The sequence below is a fragment of the Blastococcus sp. SYSU D00669 genome (genome assembly GCF_054050715.1).
Genome location: NZ_JBJGZV010000010.1, coordinates 38,406 through 56,254 on the forward strand (window position 1 = coordinate 38,406; position 17,849 = coordinate 56,254).

The following is a 17,849-nucleotide window of genomic DNA, read 5'->3' on the forward strand; positions in this document are numbered from 1 at the left end:
CGCAGTGTGCCGGGCCGCACCGACATCACGGCGTCCACGTCACCTGGGCGGCGAACTGCAGCACCTGCTCCCGCGTGAACGCCTCCGGCGCCTGGACGACGAACGTCGTCCCGTCGCCGAACTGCGCCTGCAGGTACCAGCCGGCCTCGAGCGGCCCGCCGCCGATGCGCACCAGCTGCGCCGGCCGCCCGCCCACCGCCACGTCGACCACCGGCCCGACGGGCCCCATGAGCTCGTCGAGCAGCCGCTCGGCCGGGATGGCCTCCTCCGGGAGGAAGACGGTGACCGTCTGCTGCTCGTGCGCGTCGTTGACCAGCGTGAGGACGCGGTCGTCCTTGTAGGCGAGGACCGACCAGCCGGCCGGGGCCAGGTGCACCTGCAGCGGCACCGGCTGCGGCCGCTCCACCAGCGCCGCCGCCACGTCCATCAGCTCGTCGCGGTCGCCGTAGCGGCCCCGGCCGCTGATCTCCACCCAGCGGTCGTCGTCCCACTCGACGAGCACCACCTCGCGCTCCCGGACGTCGCCGTCGCCGTGCACGACCTCCTCGGTGAGCACCTCGGCGTCGCGGCCCCCGACGGTGACCTCCCGCTCGGCGGACGTGTCGCCCAGGTCGGGCTCGTCGGGGGTGACCCGCAGGGTGACGCCCTGGCTCTCGTCCGGCGAGCGGTAGACCGCGATGCGGACGTCGCCCGGGTCGGCGCTGAAGGACGGCGCCAGCCCGGCGGGCGCCGGGTCCAGCGCGAACGGGAAGGCCGGCGGCTCGAAGGCGACCAGCGCGACGCTGCCGGGCGGCGGACCCAGCTCGTCGGGGGCGGCGACGACGACGGCCGTCGTCCAGGCGGCCGCGACCGCGGCGAGCGCCAGGCCGGCGCGCACCGCCGTCCGCCGCCGGCGGCGGGCGGGAGCATGCCCGGCGATCTCGTCGAGCAGCGCGGCGCGGGCGGCGGCCCGGGCCGCGGGGGTGAGCGGCGGGGCCTCGGGACCGGCCTCGCGGAGCAGGGTGAGCTCGTTCATCGGTTCTCCTCCGGGCGCAGCGCGGCGCGCGTCAGGCGGCGCGCGCGGTTGAGGCGGGAGCGGACGGTGCCCACCGGCACGCCGAGGACGGCGGCGATCTCCTCGTAGCCGAGCTGTCCCCAGGCGAAGAGCAGCAGCACGTCGCGGTCGCGGGGCCTCAGGCCCTCCAGGGCGCCGGCGAGCGCGCCGCGCAGCGCCTGGGCGTCGAGCCGGTCATCGGGCTCCTCGGCGGTGACGGCGGGCTCGGCGGCCAGCCGGGCGAGCGCCCGGTAGCGGCGCTGCTCGGTGCGCGCGTGGCCGCGCAGCACGTTGGTGGCGATGCCGATCAGCCACGGCCGCACCTCGACGTGCTCGGCGCGGTAGGCCGCCCGCCGGCGGAAGGCGACGAGGAACGTCTCGCTGAGCAGGTCGTCGGCCAGCTCGCCAACGCGCCGGCCGAGGTAGCGGTGCACCGACGCGGCGTGCCGGTCGAAGAGGACGGCGAAGCACTCGGGCTCGTCGACCGAGCGGGCGATGAGCTCGCCGTCGGAGTCCCCGGGAGGATGCACGGCGCGTAAGCGCTCGGATGCGGTGGGTGAGGTGGTCACACCCCGTCCATGTCCGGTCGGGCCGACCGGGTTCACGCCGGGCCGAGCACCCGCTCGAAGAACAGCGAGTCCGCGGCGTCCGGATCGCCGACGTACGCCCCGAAGGCGCCGGTCGGGCGGTAGCCGGCGCCGGTGTAGAGCGCGATCGCCTCGGGCTGGCGCGGACCGGTCTCCAGCCGCAGCGTCGTCCAGCCGCGCTCGCGGGCAACGGCCTCGAGGCCGGCGAGCACGGCCTTGGACACCCCGCGCCCGCGGGCCGCGGGCACGACGTACATCCGCTTGACCTCGGCGGCGCCGTCCCCGAGCGCGCGCAGCGCGCCGCAGCCGATCGCCGTCCCGTCGTCGTCCCGGGCGAGCAGGACGACGCTGACGTCGCGGGCCGACGGCGGTGTGCCGGGCTCGCTCCCACCGTCGTAGCGCTCGCGCAGCTCGGCCTGCTGGGCGGCGGTCAGGCGCTGGACGTCGGGGTGGTCCCAGGCCACCGGCAGCGGCGTCACAGGCTGATCCCGTGCAGCAGCAGCGCGGCCAGCTCGCGGTAGGCGCTGGCGTCGTCGAGACCGGTGGCGCGGGCGGTGTCGCCGCGGCCGATGCGGAACATCAGCGTCGTCACGGTGTCGGCGATCAGCGCCGGGTGGACCTCGCGGAAGCGCCCCTGCCGCACGCCCTCGTCGATCAGCTCCCGCACGCGCTCGGCGGCCGCGGCGGTGTTGCGCTCGTAGACCGCGCGGCCGGGCGCGAAGGAGTCGAGGTCGCGGTGGAAGGCCGGGCTCGCCGGGCCGAGCGCCCGGGCGACGGCGGTGAGGTAGGCGGTGACGCGCAGCGCCGGGTCGGACTCGGTCAGGGTCTGGGCCTCGACCACCTCGGTCGCCTTGCGGAAGAAGTGCCGGACGACGCGCAGCGCCAGCTGCTCCTTGCTCTGCGCGAGCGCGTAGAGCGTGCTCTTGGAGCAGTGCAGGCGGACGGCGAGGTCGTCGAGGGTGAAGCGGGCGAACCCCTCGGCCAGGAACAGCTCCTCCAGCTGGTCGAGCAGCTCGGCCTGCCGCCGCGTCATCGTGGGCGTCGTCGTCTCCGCGGTCATGGCACCTCCTCGTCGGACAGCATCCCGCCTGGACGCCAGACAGTACTGGCGTATCGTCCTCAGTACTGTTTTCGGACGGGGAGAGGTGTCGTGCGGGTCGAGCGAGAGCTGCCGTCGGACGAGGCGCGGGACCTGATCGCGCTCACGCGCGAGCTGGCCGACGCCGAACTGGCCCCGCGGGCCGCGGAGTACGAGCGCGAGGAGCGCTTCCCCCGCGAGGTCTTCCGCACCCTCGGGGACGCCGGGCTGCTCGGCCTGCCCTTCCCGGAGGAGGTCGGGGGCGGCGCGCAGCCGTACGAGGTGTACCTGCAGGTGCTCGAGGAGCTGTCGCTCCGGTGGGCCTCGATCGCGCTGGGCATCAGCGTGCACACGCTGTCCTGCTCGCCGATCGCGAACTTCGGCACCGAGGCGCAGCGGCGGGACCTGCTGCCCGCGCTGGTCGGTGGCGAGCTGCTCGGGGCGTACTGCCTCTCCGAGGCGCACGCGGGCTCCGACCCGGCGGCCATGCGGGCCACGGCCACCCCGTCGGACGACGGCTGGATCGCGCGCGGCGAGAAGGCGTGGGTCACCCACGGCGGGCAGGCCGACTTCTACTCGACCTTCCTGCGCACGCCCGAGGGCATCTCGTGCTTCCACCTCACGCCCGACCTCCCCGGCTTCACGCCCGCGCCGCCCGAGCACAAGATGGGCCTGACCGCCTCGCACACGGCGGCGATCCGGCTGGACGACGTCGCCGTCCCGGGTGACCGGCTCGTCGGTGAGCCGGGTCGCGGCCTGGCGATCGCGCTCTCGGCGCTGGACTCCGGCCGGCTCGGCGTCTCGGCGGTCGCCGTGGGGCTGGCCCAGGCGGCGCTCGACGTCGCCGTCGACTACGCCGTCGAGCGCGAGGCGTTCGGCCGGCCGATCGCCGAGCACCAGGGGGTGGCCTTCCTGCTCGCCGACATGGCCGCGGCGGTGGAGTCCGCCCGCGCGACCTACCTGGCCGCCGCGCGGCGGCGGGACGCCGGCAAGCCGTACTCGCGCCAGGCCTCGATCGCCAAGCTGGTGGCGACCGACGCGGCGATGAAGGTGACCACCGACGCCGTGCAGGTGCTCGGCGGCGCCGGCTACACCCGCGACCACCCGGCCGAGCGGTACATGCGCGAGGCGAAGGTCTTCCAGATCTTCGAGGGCACCAACCAGATCCAGCGCATGGTCATCGGCCGCCACCTGGCCAAGGAGGCCGTGCCCGCCACGGCCTGAGGCGGCAGGCTGGGCGCCGTGCGCGTCCTCACGCTCATCCCCTTCGGGCTCGGGCCGGACCGGTCGCGCCGCGACGCCCGCCTGGCCCCGGGACTGGCGGAGCTCGCCCCGGACGTGGTCACCCTGCAGGAGGTGGCCGTCGCCGACGGGCGCCCGATCACGACCGCGAGCCGCTGGCCCGTGGGGAGGTGTGGTCGACGGGACGTCGGTCCGCCACCGCGACGCTCGGGCCGGTGCCCGTCCCGGCGAGCCCGGGCACACCTCCGTGCCGGGAACCCTCACGTCGCCGAGGACTGGCCGTACCGCCGGATCGACCACGTCCGCGTCCGGTGCGGGCTGCACGGCGGGCCGACGCTGCGGAACACCGGCTGCCGACCGGTCTTCCCCACCCCGGAGACGACGGTCAATGACCACTACGGGGTGCTGGCCGACCTCGAGGCGCCACCTCCTTCCTGATGCGGCGCACGGCCTGCGCGACATCTGTGGACAAGCCACTGACCTGGGGATTCGGGAAGCGGCGCGGCCGGTCCGGCGGTAGACTTCGAACAGGCGTACGGCTGCGGCGGGAGGTGCTCGTGGACGAGGTGGCCTCGGCGCTGGACGCGCTCGCCGGCGAGGATCTGCACGTGCCGCCCGCCGAGGACCTGCTGGACCGCACCCGCGGGCTGGTCGAGCTGGTCAACCGCGCGCAGGCCGAGCTGTCCCGCACCGTGCGGGTCGCGGAGAACCGGCAGGCGTTCGCCCGCGACGGCGCGACCGCGCGGTCCTGGCTCAAGGGCCACTGCCGGCTGGCCGGGCCGGCGGCGGCGCAGGTGGTGCGCAACGGGCGGGTGGCCGAGCGGTTCCCGGCCGTGGCCGCCGCCCACGCCGCGGGCGCGATCACCACCGACGCGGTGTCGACGATCGCCGCGATCGGCGAGCCGCGGGCGGTCGCGCTGGCCGCGGCCCAGGGCATCGACCTGGCCGAGACCGCCGCCATCCTGGCCCGGCTGGCCGCCGCGGCGCCGCACGTCGACTTGGAGCGGGCCGTGCGCGCCTTCCTGGAGCGGCTCGACGCCGACGGCCCCGAACCCGACCCCACCGAGCAGCGGTCGCTGACCTTCACCCGGCGGGCCGACGGCCGGCTGTTCCTCCGCGGCGAGCTCGACGCCGTCGGCGGGGAGAGGTTCCAGGCCGCCATCGCCGCCCTCGACCAGGCCCACCGGCCGGCCGGTGACACGCGGAGCCTGGCGCAGCGGCAGGCCGACGCCGCCGTGCAGCTGGCCGACCTCCACCTCGGCTGCGGCACCCTGCCGCTGCTGCGCACCGTCAAACCGCAGGTCGCGGTCACCGTCGACCTGGCGGACCTGCTCGACCCCACGACCGGCCGGGGCGCCGCCCGCACCGGCTTCGGCGCGGTCCTCTCCGCCGCCCGCGCCCGGTGGGCGGCCTGCGACGCCGACCTCACCCGGATCGCGCTCGGCCCGAACGGGGAACCGCTCGACCTGGGCCGTCGGCCCCGCTGCAGGGGCCCGCGCCGAGCGGGCGAGGCGTGGGGGGCAGCGGGGTCCTTTCATTCACCGGCTGCGACGCCCCGCACCACCGGTGCGAGGTCCACCACCTGCTCGCCTGGGCGCTCGGCGGCGAGACCAGCCTGGACAACTCCGGGCTGCTCTGCGAACGGCACCACACCCAGGTCCACCACGGCTTCCGCATCGAGCGGGACACCGCCGGCCGGTGGCACACCTACCGGCCCGACGGCACCGAGATCCACGTCATCCGGCCACCCGCCGACGAGCCCGAGCTCGCCCGCGCCGGCTGAGGCCTGCCACCGGGAAGTCGTGACGTCCGTCAGTGGTCCGGAGCAGGCCCCGCGGCGAAGACTGGAGCCATGCCCGAGCCCCGCATGCGCGCCGCTGACAAGGACCGCGAGGCGGTCGTCCACCGCCTCGGCGAGCACATGGCCGCCGGACGGCTGACCGTGGCCGAGTACGAGGAGCGCTCGGCCCGCGCCTACGCCGCCAAGACCTACGGCGACCTCGCCGAGGTGACCAGCGACCTGCCGGCGCTCGAGCCGGTCCGCCCGGCCACGCCCGTGACACAGCACCGCCCGGCCCACACCGGTTCATGCGGCGCAGGCGCGTGGGGCTGGCACCCGTGGGGCTGGGGCTCGTCCACCCGCGCGGCGTGGAGCAGCTGGACCGGCACCGCGGTCATCGTGCTGGCCATCTGGCTCATCACCTCGCTGGCCAGCGGGTCGCTGCTCTACTTCTGGCCGATGTGGGTCATCGGCCCCTGGGGCGCGGTGCTGCTCGCCCAGACCCTCGGCCGCGGCGCCTGGGAGCGCCCGCGCGAGCAGGAGCGCCTGACCCGCTGAGACCCCGGAGGGTGCCGGTCAGGCCGCCAGCTGGTGGTGCCGGCAGCGGCCGCCGGCGGAGGGACGGGCGGCGCACGGCGCGCCGGCCTTGGTCACCCCGCCGGTGTCGCCGCAGCGGGCCGGCGCCACCGGCGCAGGGGCGGCGGCCACCCGCGGGGCGAACGGCAGGATCACGGCCTCCGGCGCCGGGTCGGCGGGGAGCGCGGCGGCCGCGGGCGCCGCGGGACGGCGCGCGGTGAGCCGGCGGAGCACCGCGGAGGCGGCGGCACCGGCGGTGAAGGCGACGAGGGCGGTGGCGACACGACGGGCACGCATGCCCTCCTCATCGGCGGGCCGCGCGCCCGTCGGCACCCCCGGGGACGACGAAGGCCGCGGGAGCAGCTCCCGCGGCCTTCGCTTCCTGGGTGGGCAAGGGGGGAGTTGAACCCCCACGTCCTTCCGGACACACGGACCTGAACCGTGCGCGTCTGCCATTCCGCCACTTGCCCTGGCGCGACAAGACAGTATCAGCCCCTCCGGGAGGATCCCCGGAGGGGCCGACGTGCGACCCGGTGGGACGACGTTCCTCCGGGGCGTCGCGAGTTCCTGGCCGGTCACCGGCCGTGCGCCCGGCTACGATCACCAGTCAGACGTCGGCGGCGAGCGCAAAGGAGCGACTGTGGGTGTGCTGCAGCGCTTCGAGCGACGACTCGAGGGCATGGTCGGCCTCGCCTTCGCCCGCCTCTTCAAGGGGAAGGTGCACCCGGCGGAGATCGCCAAGGCCCTGACCCGCGAGGCCGACGAGCAGCGCAACGTGCTGGGCGAGGGGCGCGTCCTCGCGCCGAACCTCTACACCGTGCGCCTGGGCCAGGTCGACTACGACAACCTCGCCGAGTGGTCGGACCAGCTCGCCGGTGAGCTCGCCGACATGGTGTCCGAGCACATCTCCGGCGAGGGCTACCAGACCTTCGGCGACGTCCAGGTGGCGCTGCAGCTGGACGAGGAGCTGCCCACCGGCGTCTTCGAGGTCAGCTCGAACGTCGCCGACCGTGGCCGGCCGCCGTCGCGGGAGGCGCCGCTGGCGCCGCCGGTGAACGGCCACGCGAGCGCCGCACACCCCGCCCTGCCGCCGCTCCCGCCCCTGCGCGGGCGCACCGCCACCGACACCGGCCGCCAGTCGCCGTCGATGGTCGGCCGTGCCGGCTCGCGGGTCCAGCACGTGCTCGTGGTCGACGGCCCGGGCACGCGGCACACGCTCACGAGCGGGCGCAACGTCATCGGTCGCGGCACCGAGGCCGACATCCGGCTGCCCGACACCGGTGTCAGCCGCAAGCACGTCGACGTCGTCCTCGACAACGGCACGGCCGTCGCCGAGGACCTCGGATCCACCAACGGCACGCTCGTCAACGGCCGCCGGATCAACCGCCAGCCGCTCGCTGACGGAGACGTGATCCGCATCGGGCACTCGGTGCTGGTCTACCGGCAGGACGGCGCGTGACGCCGCTGCGGCGCACGGGGGCGGTTCTCACCGGCGGGGTGGGCGCATGACCGCCGAGATCGTCCTGCAGATCTTCCGCTTCGGCTTCCTGCTGCTGCTGTGGCTGTTCATCTTCGCCGCGTTCCGGGTGGTCCGCGCCGACCTCTTCGGCGGCCGCGCCGGGCGGGTCGCGTCGGTCCCGCCGCGGGCAGCCCCGGCGGGCAAGAAGAAGAACCGTGGTCCCCGCACGCTGGTCGTCACCGCCGGCCCGCTCACCGGCACGAAGATCACCCTCGGCGATCAGCCGATCCTCATCGGCCGCGCCGACGACTCCACGCTCGTGCTCACCGACGACTTCGCCAGCTCCCGGCACGCCCGCCTCACCAACCGCGGCGGCCAGTGGTACGTCGAGGACCTCGGCTCGACCAACGGCACCTACCTCGACACCCAGCGCGTGCAGGGCCCGATGCTCGTGCAGCCCGGTCAGGTCATCCGGATCGGCCAGACGGCGCTGGAGCTGCGCTCATGAGCCTCGTCCTGCGCTACGCGGCGCGCTCCGACCGCGGCCTCATCCGCGGCAACAACCAGGACTCCGTCTACGCCGGCCCCCGGCTGCTCGCCGTCGCCGACGGCATGGGCGGGCACGCGGCCGGTGACGTCGCCAGCAAGGTCGTCATCGCCGCCCTCGAGCACCTGGACGACGACGCGCCCTCCGGCGACATGCTCCAGTCGATGCGGCAGGCGGTCTTCGAGGGCAGCGAGCACCTGCGCGAGGTGATCCGCGAGGCGCCGCAGCTCGAGGGCATGGGGACGACGCTCACCGCGATCCTCTTCGCCGGCGGCCGGCTGGCGCTGTGCCACGTCGGCGACTCCCGCGCCTACCTGCTGCGCGACGGCGAGTTCTCGCAGATCACGCACGACGACACGTTCGTGCAGACCCTCATCGACGACGGCCGGATCACGCCCGAGGAGGCCAACAGCCACCCGCAGCGCTCGCTGCTGCTGCGCGCGCTCAACGGCCAGGACGTCGAGCCGGACCTGTCCATGCGCGAGGCCCGTGCCGGCGACCGCTACCTGCTCTGCTCCGACGGGCTCTCCGGCGTCGTCAGCGAGGAGACCCTCGCCGAGGCGCTCAAGGACCCCGATCCGCAGTCCACCGCCGACCGGCTCATCGAGCTGGCGCTGCGCAGCGGCGGCCCCGACAACATCACCGTGATCGTGGCCGACGTCGTCGAGGACACCGGCGGGCCGGTGCTCATCGAGCCCGTCGTCGACGGCGCCGCCGGTGACAACGTGGGCCAGCGCCGGGTCGACCCGAACTCGGCGGCCGGCCGGGCCGCCCTCGCCGACCCCACGCCCCCGCCGCCGCCTCCGGTCGTGCAGTCCGTGGCGAGCCCCCCGGCGAAGCGCCGCCGGCCGTGGCGCCTGGTGGCCGTCGCCCTCGGCCTCGTCGTGCTGCTCGTCGCCGGTGGCGTGGGCACCTACGTCTGGGCGCTGCAGCACTGGTTCGTCGGCGTCGAGGGCACCGGCGACGCCGAGCAGGTGGCGGTCTTCCGCGGGCTGCACACCTCCCCGTTCGGCGTCGACCTCTACCGGCTCGACCACGCCACCGACCTCACGGTCAGCGACCTCGAGCCGGCGGCCCGCAGCCGGGTGCGCGACGGCATCGAGGCCGACGACGCCGCCGACGCCGAGCGGATCCTCGACGCGCTGCGCGACCAGCAGCTGCCGCCGTGCCCCGAGGGCGGCAAGGCCAGCACGACCCCCGAGCAGACCTCGGAGTCGGCGCCCACGGGGACGCCGTCCACCGGCCTGCCCCCGGCCGGCACCGCTCCGTCGGGGACACTGGACCCGGGCACGCCGACCGTCCCGTCCACGACCACCGCGACGGAGACCCGGGCGACGTCGTCCCTCGAGCCGGGAGTGGACTGCCGGGAGGAGAAGTGATGGCCGGCCCGTCCACCGACCCGCGCGGCGTCGCCGCCGCCGGTGCGCCCAAGCGCCGGGGCACGGAGCTGGCCCTGCTGTCCTTCGCCGTCGTCATCACGCTGGCCGCGCAGTGCATCGTCGACCTCACGGTCACCGGCTCGCTGCGCCCTGAGCTGGCCACCTTCGGCATCTGGATCACCGCGCTGTGGGCCGTCGCGCACGTCGTCGTCCGCAAGTGGGCGCCGTACGCCGACCCCCTGCTGCTGCCGTCGGTGGCGCTGCTGGTCGGCCTCGGGCTGTCGGTGATCCACCGGCTCGACCTGGCCGGGAGCATGGAGGGCGGCTCGGACACCAGCGAGAGCGCCCCCACCCAGCTGCTCTGGGCCACGATCGGCGTCGCCCTGTTCGTCGCCGTCCTGGTGGTCATCCGCGACCACCGGGTGCTCGCCCGCTACGCCTACACGCTGATGCTCGTCGGCCTGGTGCTGCTGGCCATCCCGGCGGTCCTGCCGTCGTCGATCTCCGAGGTCAACGGCGCCAAGATCTGGATCCGCGTCGCCGGGTTCTCCATCCAGCCCGGCGAGTTCGCCAAGATCTGCCTGGTCATCTTCTTCGCGGCCTACCTGGTCGACAAGCGCGACGTGCTCGCGCTCGCCAGCCGCAAGGTGGTGGGCCTCGAGCTGCCCCGCGGCCGCGACCTCGGGCCGGTGCTGGTCGCCTGGGCCTTCTCGATCCTGGTGCTGGTCTTCGAGCGCGACCTGGGCAGCTCGCTGCTGCTGTTCGGCATCTTCGTGGTGATGCTCTACGTCGCCACCGAGCGCGCCAGCTGGCTGGTGATCGGCGTGGGCCTGTTCGCCGCCGGTGCGCTGCTGGCCTACCAGATCTTCGGCCACGTGCAGCGCCGGGTCGACGTGTGGCTGGACCCGTTCGCCTACCGGGACGACGCCGGCTACCAGCTCGTCCAGTCGCTGTTCGGGCTCGGCACCGGCGGGCTGTTCGGCGCCGGGCTGGGCAGCGGCCGCCCCGACCAGGTGCCGGTGGCCAAGAGCGACTTCATCACCGCCGCCGTCGGCGAGGAGCTGGGCCTCTTCGGCCTGGTCGCGGTGATCATCGTCTACCTGATCCTGGTCGAGCGCGGGCTGCGCAGCTCGCTGATCGTCCGCGACGCCTTCGGCAAGCTGCTCGCCGCCGGCCTGTCCTTCGCCATCGCCTGGCAGGTGTTCGTCGTCCTGGGCGGGGTCACCGGGCTGCTGCCGCTGACCGGCCTGACCACGCCGTTCCTGGCCTACGGCGGCTCCTCGCTGGTCGCCAACTTCGGCCTGGTGGCGCTGCTCGTCCGGATCAGCGACGCCGCCCGCCGTCCCGCCGCGCCGCCGGCCGCGCAGCCGCCGCGGCTGGGTGAGGCCCCGACGGAGGTCGTGCAGTCGTGAACGCGCCGCTGCGCCGCGTGGCGATCAGCGTGCTGGTGCTGTTCACCCTGCTGATCATCAACGTCAACTACATCCAGGTCGTCCGCTCCGACGAGCTGCGCAACGACTCCGGCAACACCCGCGTGCTGCTCGAGGAGTACGAGCGCGAGCGCGGCTCGATCGTCGTCGAGGGCACCGAGATCGCGATGTCGATCCGCACCGACGACCGGCTGACCTACCTGCGGCAGTACCCGCAGGGGCCGGTCTACGCCCCGGTGACCGGCTACTACTCGCTCATCTACAACACCTGGATGCTGGAGCGGGCCGAGAACGACGTGCTCGCCGGCAACGACCCGCGGCTGTTCGCCCGCCGCCTGGCCGACCTGTTCACCGGCCGCGACCCCTCCGGCGGCGACGTCGTCCTCACCCTGGACCCCACGCTCCAGCAGACGGCGATGGACGCCCTGGACGGCGTGGTCGGGGCCGTCGTCGCGCTCGACCCCTCCACGGGCGCGGTGCTCGCCATGGCGAGCACTCCCACCTACGACCCGAACCTGCTCTCCAGCCACGACCCGGCGGCGATCCGCGACTACGCGGCGCAGCTCGACGCCGCCGACCCCGACCCGCGGATCAACCAGGCGATCTCCCAGCGCTACTCGCCCGGGTCGGTGTTCAAGGTGATCGTCTCCGCGGCCGCGCTCGAGGACGGCTACACCCCCGAGACCGTCATCCCCGCGCCCGACCTGCTCACCCTGCCCGGCACCAGCACCGAGCTGGAGAACTTCAACGGCGAGGTCTGCGACCCCAGCCAGGAGCAGCCGCTGATCGACGCGCTCACCATCTCCTGCAACACCGCCTTCGCGCAGCTGGGCATCGACCTCGGCGAGGACCGGGTCCGCGAGATGGCCGAGGCCTTCGGCATGGACGGCGAGGGCTTCGACATGCCACTGTCCGTGGCGGGCAGCACCATCGGCGACATCGCCGACGACGCCCAGCTGGGCATCAGCTCCATCGGGCAGCAGGACGTGCAGATGACCCCCATCCAGGCGGCCATGATCGCCGCGGCGGTGGCCAACGACGGCACCCTCATGCAGCCCTACCTCGTCGACCAGGTGCGCGCGCCGGATCTCACGGTCATCGACCAGACCGAGCCGGAGGAGATGGGCCAGCCGGTCTCCAGCGAGGTCGCCGGTCAGCTGCGCGAGATGATGGTGAGCGTCGTCGAGGACGGCACCGGCCGCCGGGCCCGGGTTGACGGCGTCACCGTCGGCGGCAAGACCGGCACGGCCGAGATCGGGGAGGGGCAGAGCCCGCACACCTGGTTCATCGGCTTCGGCGGCGAGAGCGACCGGCAGATCGCGCTGGCGGTCTTCGTCCGCAACGGTGGCGCCAGCGGTGTCGAGGGCACCGGCGGCGACATCTCGGCACCCATCGCCCGCCAGGTGATGGAGGCCTACTTCGGGGAACAGGGGGGCTGATGGCGCTGTCGCTGGGCACCTTGCTCGCCGGGCGCTACGAGATCACGGCTCCCATCGCCGTCGGCGGCATGGGCGAGGTCTGGCGCGCCCGCGACCGGGTCCTCGACCGGGTCGTCGCGGCCAAGGTGCTGCGCAGCGAGTTCACGGGGGACCCGAACTTCCTCGCCCGGTTCCGCAACGAGGCGCGGCACACCGCGGCGCTCTCGCACCCGAACATCGCGTCGGTCTACGACTACGGCGAGACCGTGGACGACCGCACCGGCCACAACCTGGCCTTCCTGGTGATGGAGTTCGTCGACGGCCAGCCGCTGGTCACGATCCTCCACGAGGAGGGCCGGCTCCCGGTCGACTGGACGCTGCACGTGCTCGGCCAGGCCGCCGAGGGCCTCTCCGCCGCCCACCGCGCCGGGGTCGTGCACCGCGACATCAAGCCGGGCAACCTCATGGTCCGCCCCGACGGCGTGGTCAAGCTGACCGACTTCGGCATCGCCCAGGCCCGCGACGCCGCCCCGCTCACCCGCACCGGCATGGTGGTGGGGACCGCCCAGTACCTGTCGCCCGAGCAGGCGCAGGGCTTCGAGGTCACCGCCGCCTCCGACGTGTACTCGCTGGGCGTCGTCGCCTACGAGTGCCTGACCGGGGGCCGGCCGTTCGACGGCACCTCGCAGGTGGCGATCGCGCTCGCGCACATCAACCGCCAGCCGCCCCCGCTGCCCGCGGAGGTCCCGCAAGCGGTGCGGGAGCTCGTCGAGCGGGCCCTGGCCAAGGACCCGGCCGACCGGTTCGCCGACGGCGGCGCGTTCGCCGACGCCGTCCGGGCGGTGGCGGCGCACGGCACGACGTTCGCCGCCGCGGCCGGCCCGGTGACCGGGGCGACCACCGAGGTCATCACCATGCCCGAGGACGGCACCCGGGTGCTGGGCGGGACGACCGGCGCCGCCGCCGCCGTCGCGGGTCCCTCCACGTCGCCGCGCCCCATGCCGCCGCTGCAGGCGCCGGACGACGAGGACGACCGCTGGGCCGACGACGAGCCACCGCGCCGCAGCCGCCGCTGGCTGTGGATCGCCGCCGTCGTCCTCGCCGTGCTGCTGCTGGCCGGCGGCGGGTGGCTGCTGCTGGGCGGCGGCGGCGAGGAGCAGCCCCCCGGCACCAGCACCGGCACCTCGGCGACCACCAGCGCCGCCCCGACCTCGGCCGCCACCGTCGCGATCGACACCGCCGGCTTCATCGGCCAGGACTACGACGACGTCCGCGCCCGCCTCGAGGGCCAGGGGCTCCAGGTCACCCGGGCGGAGGCCTCGGACGCGCAGCTCGCCGAGCTGGGGCAGGAGCTCGCGGCCGACGCCGTGGCCGGTTCCGACCCGGCGGACACGACCGTGCCGGTCGGCTCGGGCGTCACCCTGTTCGTCGCGAGCGACGGCTACACGCCCGAGGACGGCGCGCCGACGACGCAGCCGCCGCAGACCACGTCGTCCTCCTCGAGCTCGTCGTCGAGCTCCTCCTCGTCGTCGGCCACGACCACGACGACGACGCCGACGACGACCACGCCGTCGCCGGAGCCGCCCAGCCAGCCCGGCACCTCGGCGCCCGAACCCCCTCCCGCAGAGGAGGAAGAGCCGCCGGCGGGTGAGGGGCAGCAGGCCGAAGAGCCGCTGCAGGGTGCGGCCGCTGTGCAGGGTGAGGCGTAGTGGTCCTCACCCCCGCCGATTCCCGGGATCCCGGCGCCGTGCCGGTTAGGGTGGCCGACGGCCCCCTCCGGCACCGCCCGGGGCTCCCCCGGGGCGCGCACGGCACCCCCCGAGAGGACCTCGTATGACCACCCCGCAAGTGCTCGGCGAGCGCTACGAGATCGGCGGGGTCCTGGGCCGCGGCGGCATGGCCGAGGTCCACCGCGGCCGCGACCTCCGCCTGGGCCGCGAGGTGGCCGTCAAGGTCCTCCGGCAGGACCTCGCCCGCGACCCGTCGTTCCAGGTGCGCTTCCGCCGCGAGGCGCAGGCCGCCGCGTCGCTCAACCACCCGGCGATCGTGGCCGTCTACGACACCGGCGAGGACCGCAGCGCCAGCGGGGCCACCCCGTACATCGTCATGGAGTACGTCGAGGGCGACACCCTGCGCGACGTGCTGCGCCGCGAGGGCGTCCTGCGCCCCGACCGCGCCATGAGCCTCGCCGCCGACATCTGCGGCGCCCTCGACTTCAGCCACCGCAACGGCATCGTGCACCGCGACGTGAAGCCCGGGAACGTGATGATCACGCCCCAGGGCTCGGTCAAGGTCATGGACTTCGGCATCGCCCGCGCGGTCTCCGACTCCGCGGCCACGATGACCTCGACCGCGGCGGTCATCGGCACGGCCCAGTACCTCTCGCCGGAGCAGGCCCGCGGCGAGAGCGTCGACGCCCGCTCCGACGTCTACTCCGTCGGCTGCCTGCTCTACGAGCTCGTCACCGGCGCGCCGCCGTTCACCGGCGACTCCCCCGTGTCGGTGGCCTACCAGCACGTGCGCGAGGACCCGCGGCTTCCCTCGTCGATCAACCCCGCCGTCCCGCCGGAGCTCGACGCCATCCTGCTCAAGGCGATGAGCAAGAACCCGGCCAACCGCTACCAGTCGGCCGCCGACATGCGCAACGACCTGCTCCGGGCCCTGGCGGGGCAGCGGGTCGAGGCCACGCCGGTGATGAACGACGCCGAGAAGACGACCCTGCTGGCGGCCACGCCCGGCGGCCCGGGTGCGCCCGGGGACGACGACTGGGACGGGGACCCCGAGGCGGCCCGGCGCAAGCGCCGCAACCGGATCGTCGCGATCGTCGCGGCGGCCGTCGTGCTCATCGGCGGCGCCGTCGCCCTCTTCCTCCTGCTCGGTGGCGACGACGAGCAGCCGCCCGCCACCCAGCAGGTCGCGGTGCCCAACGTGGTGAACCTGGCCCAGGCCGACGCCGAGAGCCAGATCACCGGCGCGGGGCTGGTCGTCGGCGACGTCACCACCGCGCCCAGCACGGCCGAGCAGGCGGGCCAGGTGCTCTCCACCGATCCCGCCGCGGGTGCCTCGGTGGACGAGGGCACCGAGGTCGACCTGACGGTGGGCGCCGGGCCGGACACCGTCGCCGTCCCCGCCGTCATCGGCCTGGATGTCGACGAGGCCCGCGACAACCTCCGCGGCGCCGGTTTCACGGGGAACATCAACACCGAGCAGGTCGACAGCCTGGCCCCCGAGGGCGAGGTGGTCGACGTCGACCCGGCCCAGGGCTCGCAGGCGGCGCTGGACGCCGAGATCACCCTGTCGGTGTCCGACGGCGACGCCCCCGTCCCGGCCGTCGTCGGCCAGCAGCAGGCCGCCGCCGAGCAGACGCTGTCCGAGGCCGGGTTCGGCAACGTGACCGTCGAGCAGGTCGAGTCCGAGGAGCCGGCCGGCACCGTCCTGGGCGTCACGCCGGGCGAGGGGCAGCAGGCGTCGGCCGACACCGAGATCACGCTGCAGGTGGCGTCCGCGCCCGCCGAGCCCACCGAGGCACCGCTGCCCGACGTCTCCGGGCTGACGCAGGCCGAGGCGGACCAGGCTCTCCGGGAGGCCGGGTTCACCAGCATCCGGGTCCAGCTCACCGAGCCCGGCGAGACCGGCGAGGCGCCCGGCACCGCGGTGGCGACCGATCCCCCGGCAGGGACCACGACCGCGTTCGACGAGGAGATCGTCCTGATCGTCGTCGGCGGCTAGCGGCAGCGCACGCGGAAGGGCCCCTCCCGATCCCGGGAGGGGCCCTTCCGCGTACGTCAGGCGGAGGCCGCCGCCAGGCGCCGGGCCCCGGCCGCCGCGGCCTCGAGCCGTTCGGGGTCGGGCGCCAGGCCGCAGGTGGTGAGCCAGTTGGCGAGCATCTGGTGACCGCCCTCGGTGAGCACGGACTCGGGGTGGAACTGCACGCCCTCGATCGGCAGCTCGCGGTGCCGCAGGGCCATCACGACGCCCGAGGGGGTGTGCCCGGTGACCTCGAGCTCGTCGGGCACGGTGGCCGGGTCGACCGCCAGCGAGTGGTAGCGGGTGGCGGTGAACGGCGAGGGCAGCCCGGCCAGGACGCCGACGCCGTCGTGGACCACCTCGCTGGTCTTCCCGTGCAGCAGCTCGGGCGCCCGGACCACCTCGGCGCCGAAGGCCTCCGCGATGCCCTGGTGGCCCAGGCACACGCCGAACACGGGGGTGCCGGCCTGGGCCGCCGCCCGGACCATGGGCACCGTCACGCCGGCGTCGGCGGGCGTCCCCGGCCCGGGGGACAGCAGCACCCCGGCCACGTCGAGATCGGCCAGCTCGTCGACGCTCACGGCGTCGTTGCGCCGCACGACGCAGCGGACGCCGAGCTGACCCAGGTACTGGACCAGGTTGTAGACGAAGCTGTCGAAGTTGTCGACGACGAGGACCGGCCGGGTGGCGTGCACCCCTCAGGTGTACACGGCCGCGGCGCGCCCGTCGCCCCCCGCCCGCGTGCTCCCTCTGCTCAGCGGGCCGTCGCGTACGCCAGGTCGAGGGCCCCGGCGTAGGCGGGCAGCTCCACCTGGGGCCGCTCGCGGACGGTGAAGCTCAGCCCGAACGCCTGCACCGCCTGCTGCAGCACGGCCACCTGCGGCGAGGCCGCCAGCTGCGCGCGGACGGCGTCGGCGTCGGCGATCGCCGTGATGACGAACGGCGGCGAGTACGTGCGGCCCTGCAGCAGGAGCACGTTGCCGACGCAGCGCACCGCGCTGGTGGCGATCAGCCGCAGGTCCATGATGGCCACGCCGTCGGCACCGGCGGCCCAGACCGCGTTCACGACCGCCTGGACGTCGGACTGGTGGATGACCAGGTCGTCGGGGCGGGCGTTCACCGGCAGGGTGCCGTCGCTGCGCGGCGGGGCGTCGTCCAGCACGATCTCGATGCCCGGCCCGGTGAGCGGGACCAGCGCCGCCGACAGCTCGCCGGCCTCCCCCGCCTCCTGCACGGCGGCGACGTCGCCGTCCCGCGAGGCCGCGAGGTCGGTGAGCCGCTCCGCCTCCCGCTGCAGCTCGGTCAGCTGGGCCTGCTGGCTCTCGATCGCCTGCCCGCGCTGCACGATCAGCTCCGACAGCTCGGTGACCTCCCCGGCGCGCAGGTCGGTGCCCTGGGCCGTGCGGCCGGAGGTGGCGAAGAGCAGGCCGGCGGCGAGTGCGACCACGGGGACCAGCGCCGACCAGGCGGACGGACGGCGCAGCGGCCGCCGCACGCGCAGCGCCGAGAGGGCCACGGTCGGCCTCCTTCCGGCGTCGGTCGCCCACGTTGGGGGAGGAACACCACGGCGCAC

18 protein-coding genes and 1 tRNA gene are annotated in these 17,849 nt (G+C 75.0%); 11 read left to right on the forward strand and 8 right to left on the reverse strand.

Annotated elements, in window-relative coordinates; genetic code table 11:
- Positions 1-25 precede the first annotated feature (25 nt).
- The 4 genes from ACI8AF_RS09310 to ACI8AF_RS09325 form a co-directional block, all read right to left on the reverse strand.
- Positions 26-1,015, reverse strand: a complete 990-nt coding sequence (locus ACI8AF_RS09310) for a hypothetical protein (protein WP_456539413.1) — start codon at positions 1,013-1,015, stop codon at positions 26-28.
- Positions 1,012-1,563: an RNA polymerase sigma factor gene (locus ACI8AF_RS09315; protein ID WP_456539414.1), complete on the reverse strand. Its 552-nt coding sequence runs from the start codon at positions 1,561-1,563 to the stop codon at positions 1,012-1,014. Before ACI8AF_RS09315 ends, ACI8AF_RS09310 begins: the two co-directional genes overlap by 4 nt.
- 71 nt (positions 1,564-1,634) lie before the next feature.
- On the reverse strand, positions 1,635-2,099 hold the full coding sequence (locus tag ACI8AF_RS09320) for a GNAT family N-acetyltransferase (protein ID WP_456539415.1): 465 nt from the start codon (positions 2,097-2,099) through the stop codon (positions 1,635-1,637).
- Positions 2,096-2,680: a TetR/AcrR family transcriptional regulator gene (locus ACI8AF_RS09325; RefSeq protein ID WP_456539416.1), complete on the reverse strand. Its 585-nt coding sequence runs from the start codon at positions 2,678-2,680 to the stop codon at positions 2,096-2,098. The genes ACI8AF_RS09320 and ACI8AF_RS09325 overlap by 4 nt, the downstream gene beginning before the upstream one ends.
- A gap of 90 nt (positions 2,681-2,770) precedes the next feature.
- Between ACI8AF_RS09325 and ACI8AF_RS09330 the strand changes: the two genes are divergently transcribed.
- From ACI8AF_RS09330 to ACI8AF_RS09345, 4 genes are all read left to right on the forward strand, one after another.
- A complete protein-coding gene (locus tag ACI8AF_RS09330) occupies positions 2,771-3,922 on the forward strand; it encodes an acyl-CoA dehydrogenase family protein (RefSeq protein WP_456539417.1) in 1,152 nt (383 codons plus the stop codon).
- Positions 3,923-3,940: 18 nt separating this feature from the next.
- Positions 3,941-4,378 (forward strand): endonuclease/exonuclease/phosphatase family protein, encoded by a 438-nt coding sequence (locus tag ACI8AF_RS09335; RefSeq protein WP_456539418.1) that lies wholly within the window; start codon positions 3,941-3,943, stop codon positions 4,376-4,378.
- Positions 4,379-4,497: 119 nt separating this feature from the next.
- Positions 4,498-5,880, forward strand: a complete 1,383-nt coding sequence (locus ACI8AF_RS09340) for a DUF222 domain-containing protein (protein ID WP_456539419.1) — start codon at positions 4,498-4,500, stop codon at positions 5,878-5,880.
- A complete protein-coding gene (locus ACI8AF_RS09345; protein ID WP_456539420.1) occupies positions 5,793-6,278 on the forward strand; it encodes a DUF1707 SHOCT-like domain-containing protein in 486 nt (161 codons plus the stop codon). Before ACI8AF_RS09340 ends, ACI8AF_RS09345 begins: the two co-directional genes overlap by 88 nt.
- 18 nt (positions 6,279-6,296) lie before the next feature.
- On the opposite strand, the gene ACI8AF_RS09350 is transcribed toward ACI8AF_RS09345, so the two are convergent.
- Complete coding sequence (locus tag ACI8AF_RS09350; RefSeq protein WP_456539421.1) at positions 6,297-6,593, reverse strand: hypothetical protein; 297 nt, start codon at positions 6,591-6,593, stop codon at positions 6,297-6,299.
- 90 nt (positions 6,594-6,683) lie between these two features.
- Positions 6,684-6,766: transfer RNA gene (locus tag ACI8AF_RS09355), tRNA-Leu, on the reverse strand.
- Positions 6,767-6,936: 170 nt separating this feature from the next.
- On the opposite strand from ACI8AF_RS09355, the gene ACI8AF_RS09360 reads away from it, so the two are divergent.
- From ACI8AF_RS09360 to pknB, 7 genes are all read left to right on the forward strand, one after another.
- Positions 6,937-7,755: an FhaA domain-containing protein gene (locus ACI8AF_RS09360; RefSeq protein WP_456539422.1), complete on the forward strand. Its 819-nt coding sequence runs from the start codon at positions 6,937-6,939 to the stop codon at positions 7,753-7,755.
- Positions 7,756-7,801: 46 nt separating this feature from the next.
- Positions 7,802-8,263 carry an FHA domain-containing protein FhaB/FipA gene (locus ACI8AF_RS09365; protein ID WP_456539423.1) on the forward strand — a complete coding sequence of 154 codons (462 nt, stop codon included), beginning with the start codon at positions 7,802-7,804 and terminating at the stop codon, positions 8,261-8,263.
- Entirely contained in the window at positions 8,260-9,681 is a 1,422-nt protein-coding gene (locus ACI8AF_RS09370) for a PP2C family protein-serine/threonine phosphatase (RefSeq protein WP_456539424.1), read from the forward strand. Before ACI8AF_RS09365 ends, ACI8AF_RS09370 begins: the two co-directional genes overlap by 4 nt.
- Positions 9,681-11,093, forward strand: a complete 1,413-nt coding sequence (locus ACI8AF_RS09375; RefSeq protein WP_456539425.1) for an FtsW/RodA/SpoVE family cell cycle protein — start codon at positions 9,681-9,683, stop codon at positions 11,091-11,093. Before ACI8AF_RS09370 ends, ACI8AF_RS09375 begins: the two co-directional genes overlap by 1 nt.
- A complete protein-coding gene (locus ACI8AF_RS09380; protein WP_456539426.1) occupies positions 11,090-12,550 on the forward strand; it encodes a peptidoglycan D,D-transpeptidase FtsI family protein in 1,461 nt (486 codons plus the stop codon). The genes ACI8AF_RS09375 and ACI8AF_RS09380 overlap by 4 nt, the downstream gene beginning before the upstream one ends.
- Positions 12,550-14,238 (forward strand): protein kinase domain-containing protein, encoded by a 1,689-nt coding sequence (locus ACI8AF_RS09385; RefSeq protein ID WP_456539427.1) that lies wholly within the window; start codon positions 12,550-12,552, stop codon positions 14,236-14,238. Before ACI8AF_RS09380 ends, ACI8AF_RS09385 begins: the two co-directional genes overlap by 1 nt.
- 124 nt (positions 14,239-14,362) lie before the next feature.
- A complete protein-coding gene (pknB, locus tag ACI8AF_RS09390; protein WP_456539428.1) occupies positions 14,363-16,258 on the forward strand; it encodes a Stk1 family PASTA domain-containing Ser/Thr kinase in 1,896 nt (631 codons plus the stop codon).
- 56 nt (positions 16,259-16,314) lie between these two features.
- On the opposite strand, the gene ACI8AF_RS09395 is transcribed toward pknB, so the two are convergent.
- A complete protein-coding gene (locus tag ACI8AF_RS09395; protein WP_456539429.1) occupies positions 16,315-16,971 on the reverse strand; it encodes an aminodeoxychorismate/anthranilate synthase component II in 657 nt (218 codons plus the stop codon).
- A 59-nt stretch (positions 16,972-17,030) separates the two neighbouring features.
- Positions 17,031-17,792, reverse strand: a complete 762-nt coding sequence (locus ACI8AF_RS09400; protein ID WP_456539430.1) for a DUF881 domain-containing protein — start codon at positions 17,790-17,792, stop codon at positions 17,031-17,033.
- Positions 17,793-17,849: the final 57 nt, after the last annotated feature.

What these genes read in the sequence shown, in the direction of transcription:
- pknB (WP_456539428.1), top strand. Translation starts at nt 14,363, where the DNA reads ATGACCACCCCGCAAGTGCTCGGCGAGCGCTACGAGATCGGCGGGGTC.
- ACI8AF_RS09365 (WP_456539423.1), top strand. Translation starts at nt 7,802, where the DNA reads ATGACCGCCGAGATCGTCCTGCAGATCTTCCGCTTCGGCTTCCTGCTG.
- ACI8AF_RS09310 (WP_456539413.1), bottom strand. Translation starts at nt 1,015, where the DNA reads ATGAACGAGCTCACCCTGCTCCGCGAGGCCGGTCCCGAGGCCCCGCCG.
- ACI8AF_RS09350 (WP_456539421.1), bottom strand. Translation starts at nt 6,593, where the DNA reads ATGCGTGCCCGTCGTGTCGCCACCGCCCTCGTCGCCTTCACCGCCGGT.
- ACI8AF_RS09325 (WP_456539416.1), bottom strand. Translation starts at nt 2,680, where the DNA reads ATGACCGCGGAGACGACGACGCCCACGATGACGCGGCGGCAGGCCGAG.
- ACI8AF_RS09385 (WP_456539427.1), top strand. Translation starts at nt 12,550, where the DNA reads ATGGCGCTGTCGCTGGGCACCTTGCTCGCCGGGCGCTACGAGATCACG.
- ACI8AF_RS09375 (WP_456539425.1), top strand. Translation starts at nt 9,681, where the DNA reads ATGGCCGGCCCGTCCACCGACCCGCGCGGCGTCGCCGCCGCCGGTGCG.
- ACI8AF_RS09345 (WP_456539420.1), top strand. Translation starts at nt 5,793, where the DNA reads ATGCCCGAGCCCCGCATGCGCGCCGCTGACAAGGACCGCGAGGCGGTC.
- ACI8AF_RS09370 (WP_456539424.1), top strand. Translation starts at nt 8,260, where the DNA reads ATGAGCCTCGTCCTGCGCTACGCGGCGCGCTCCGACCGCGGCCTCATC.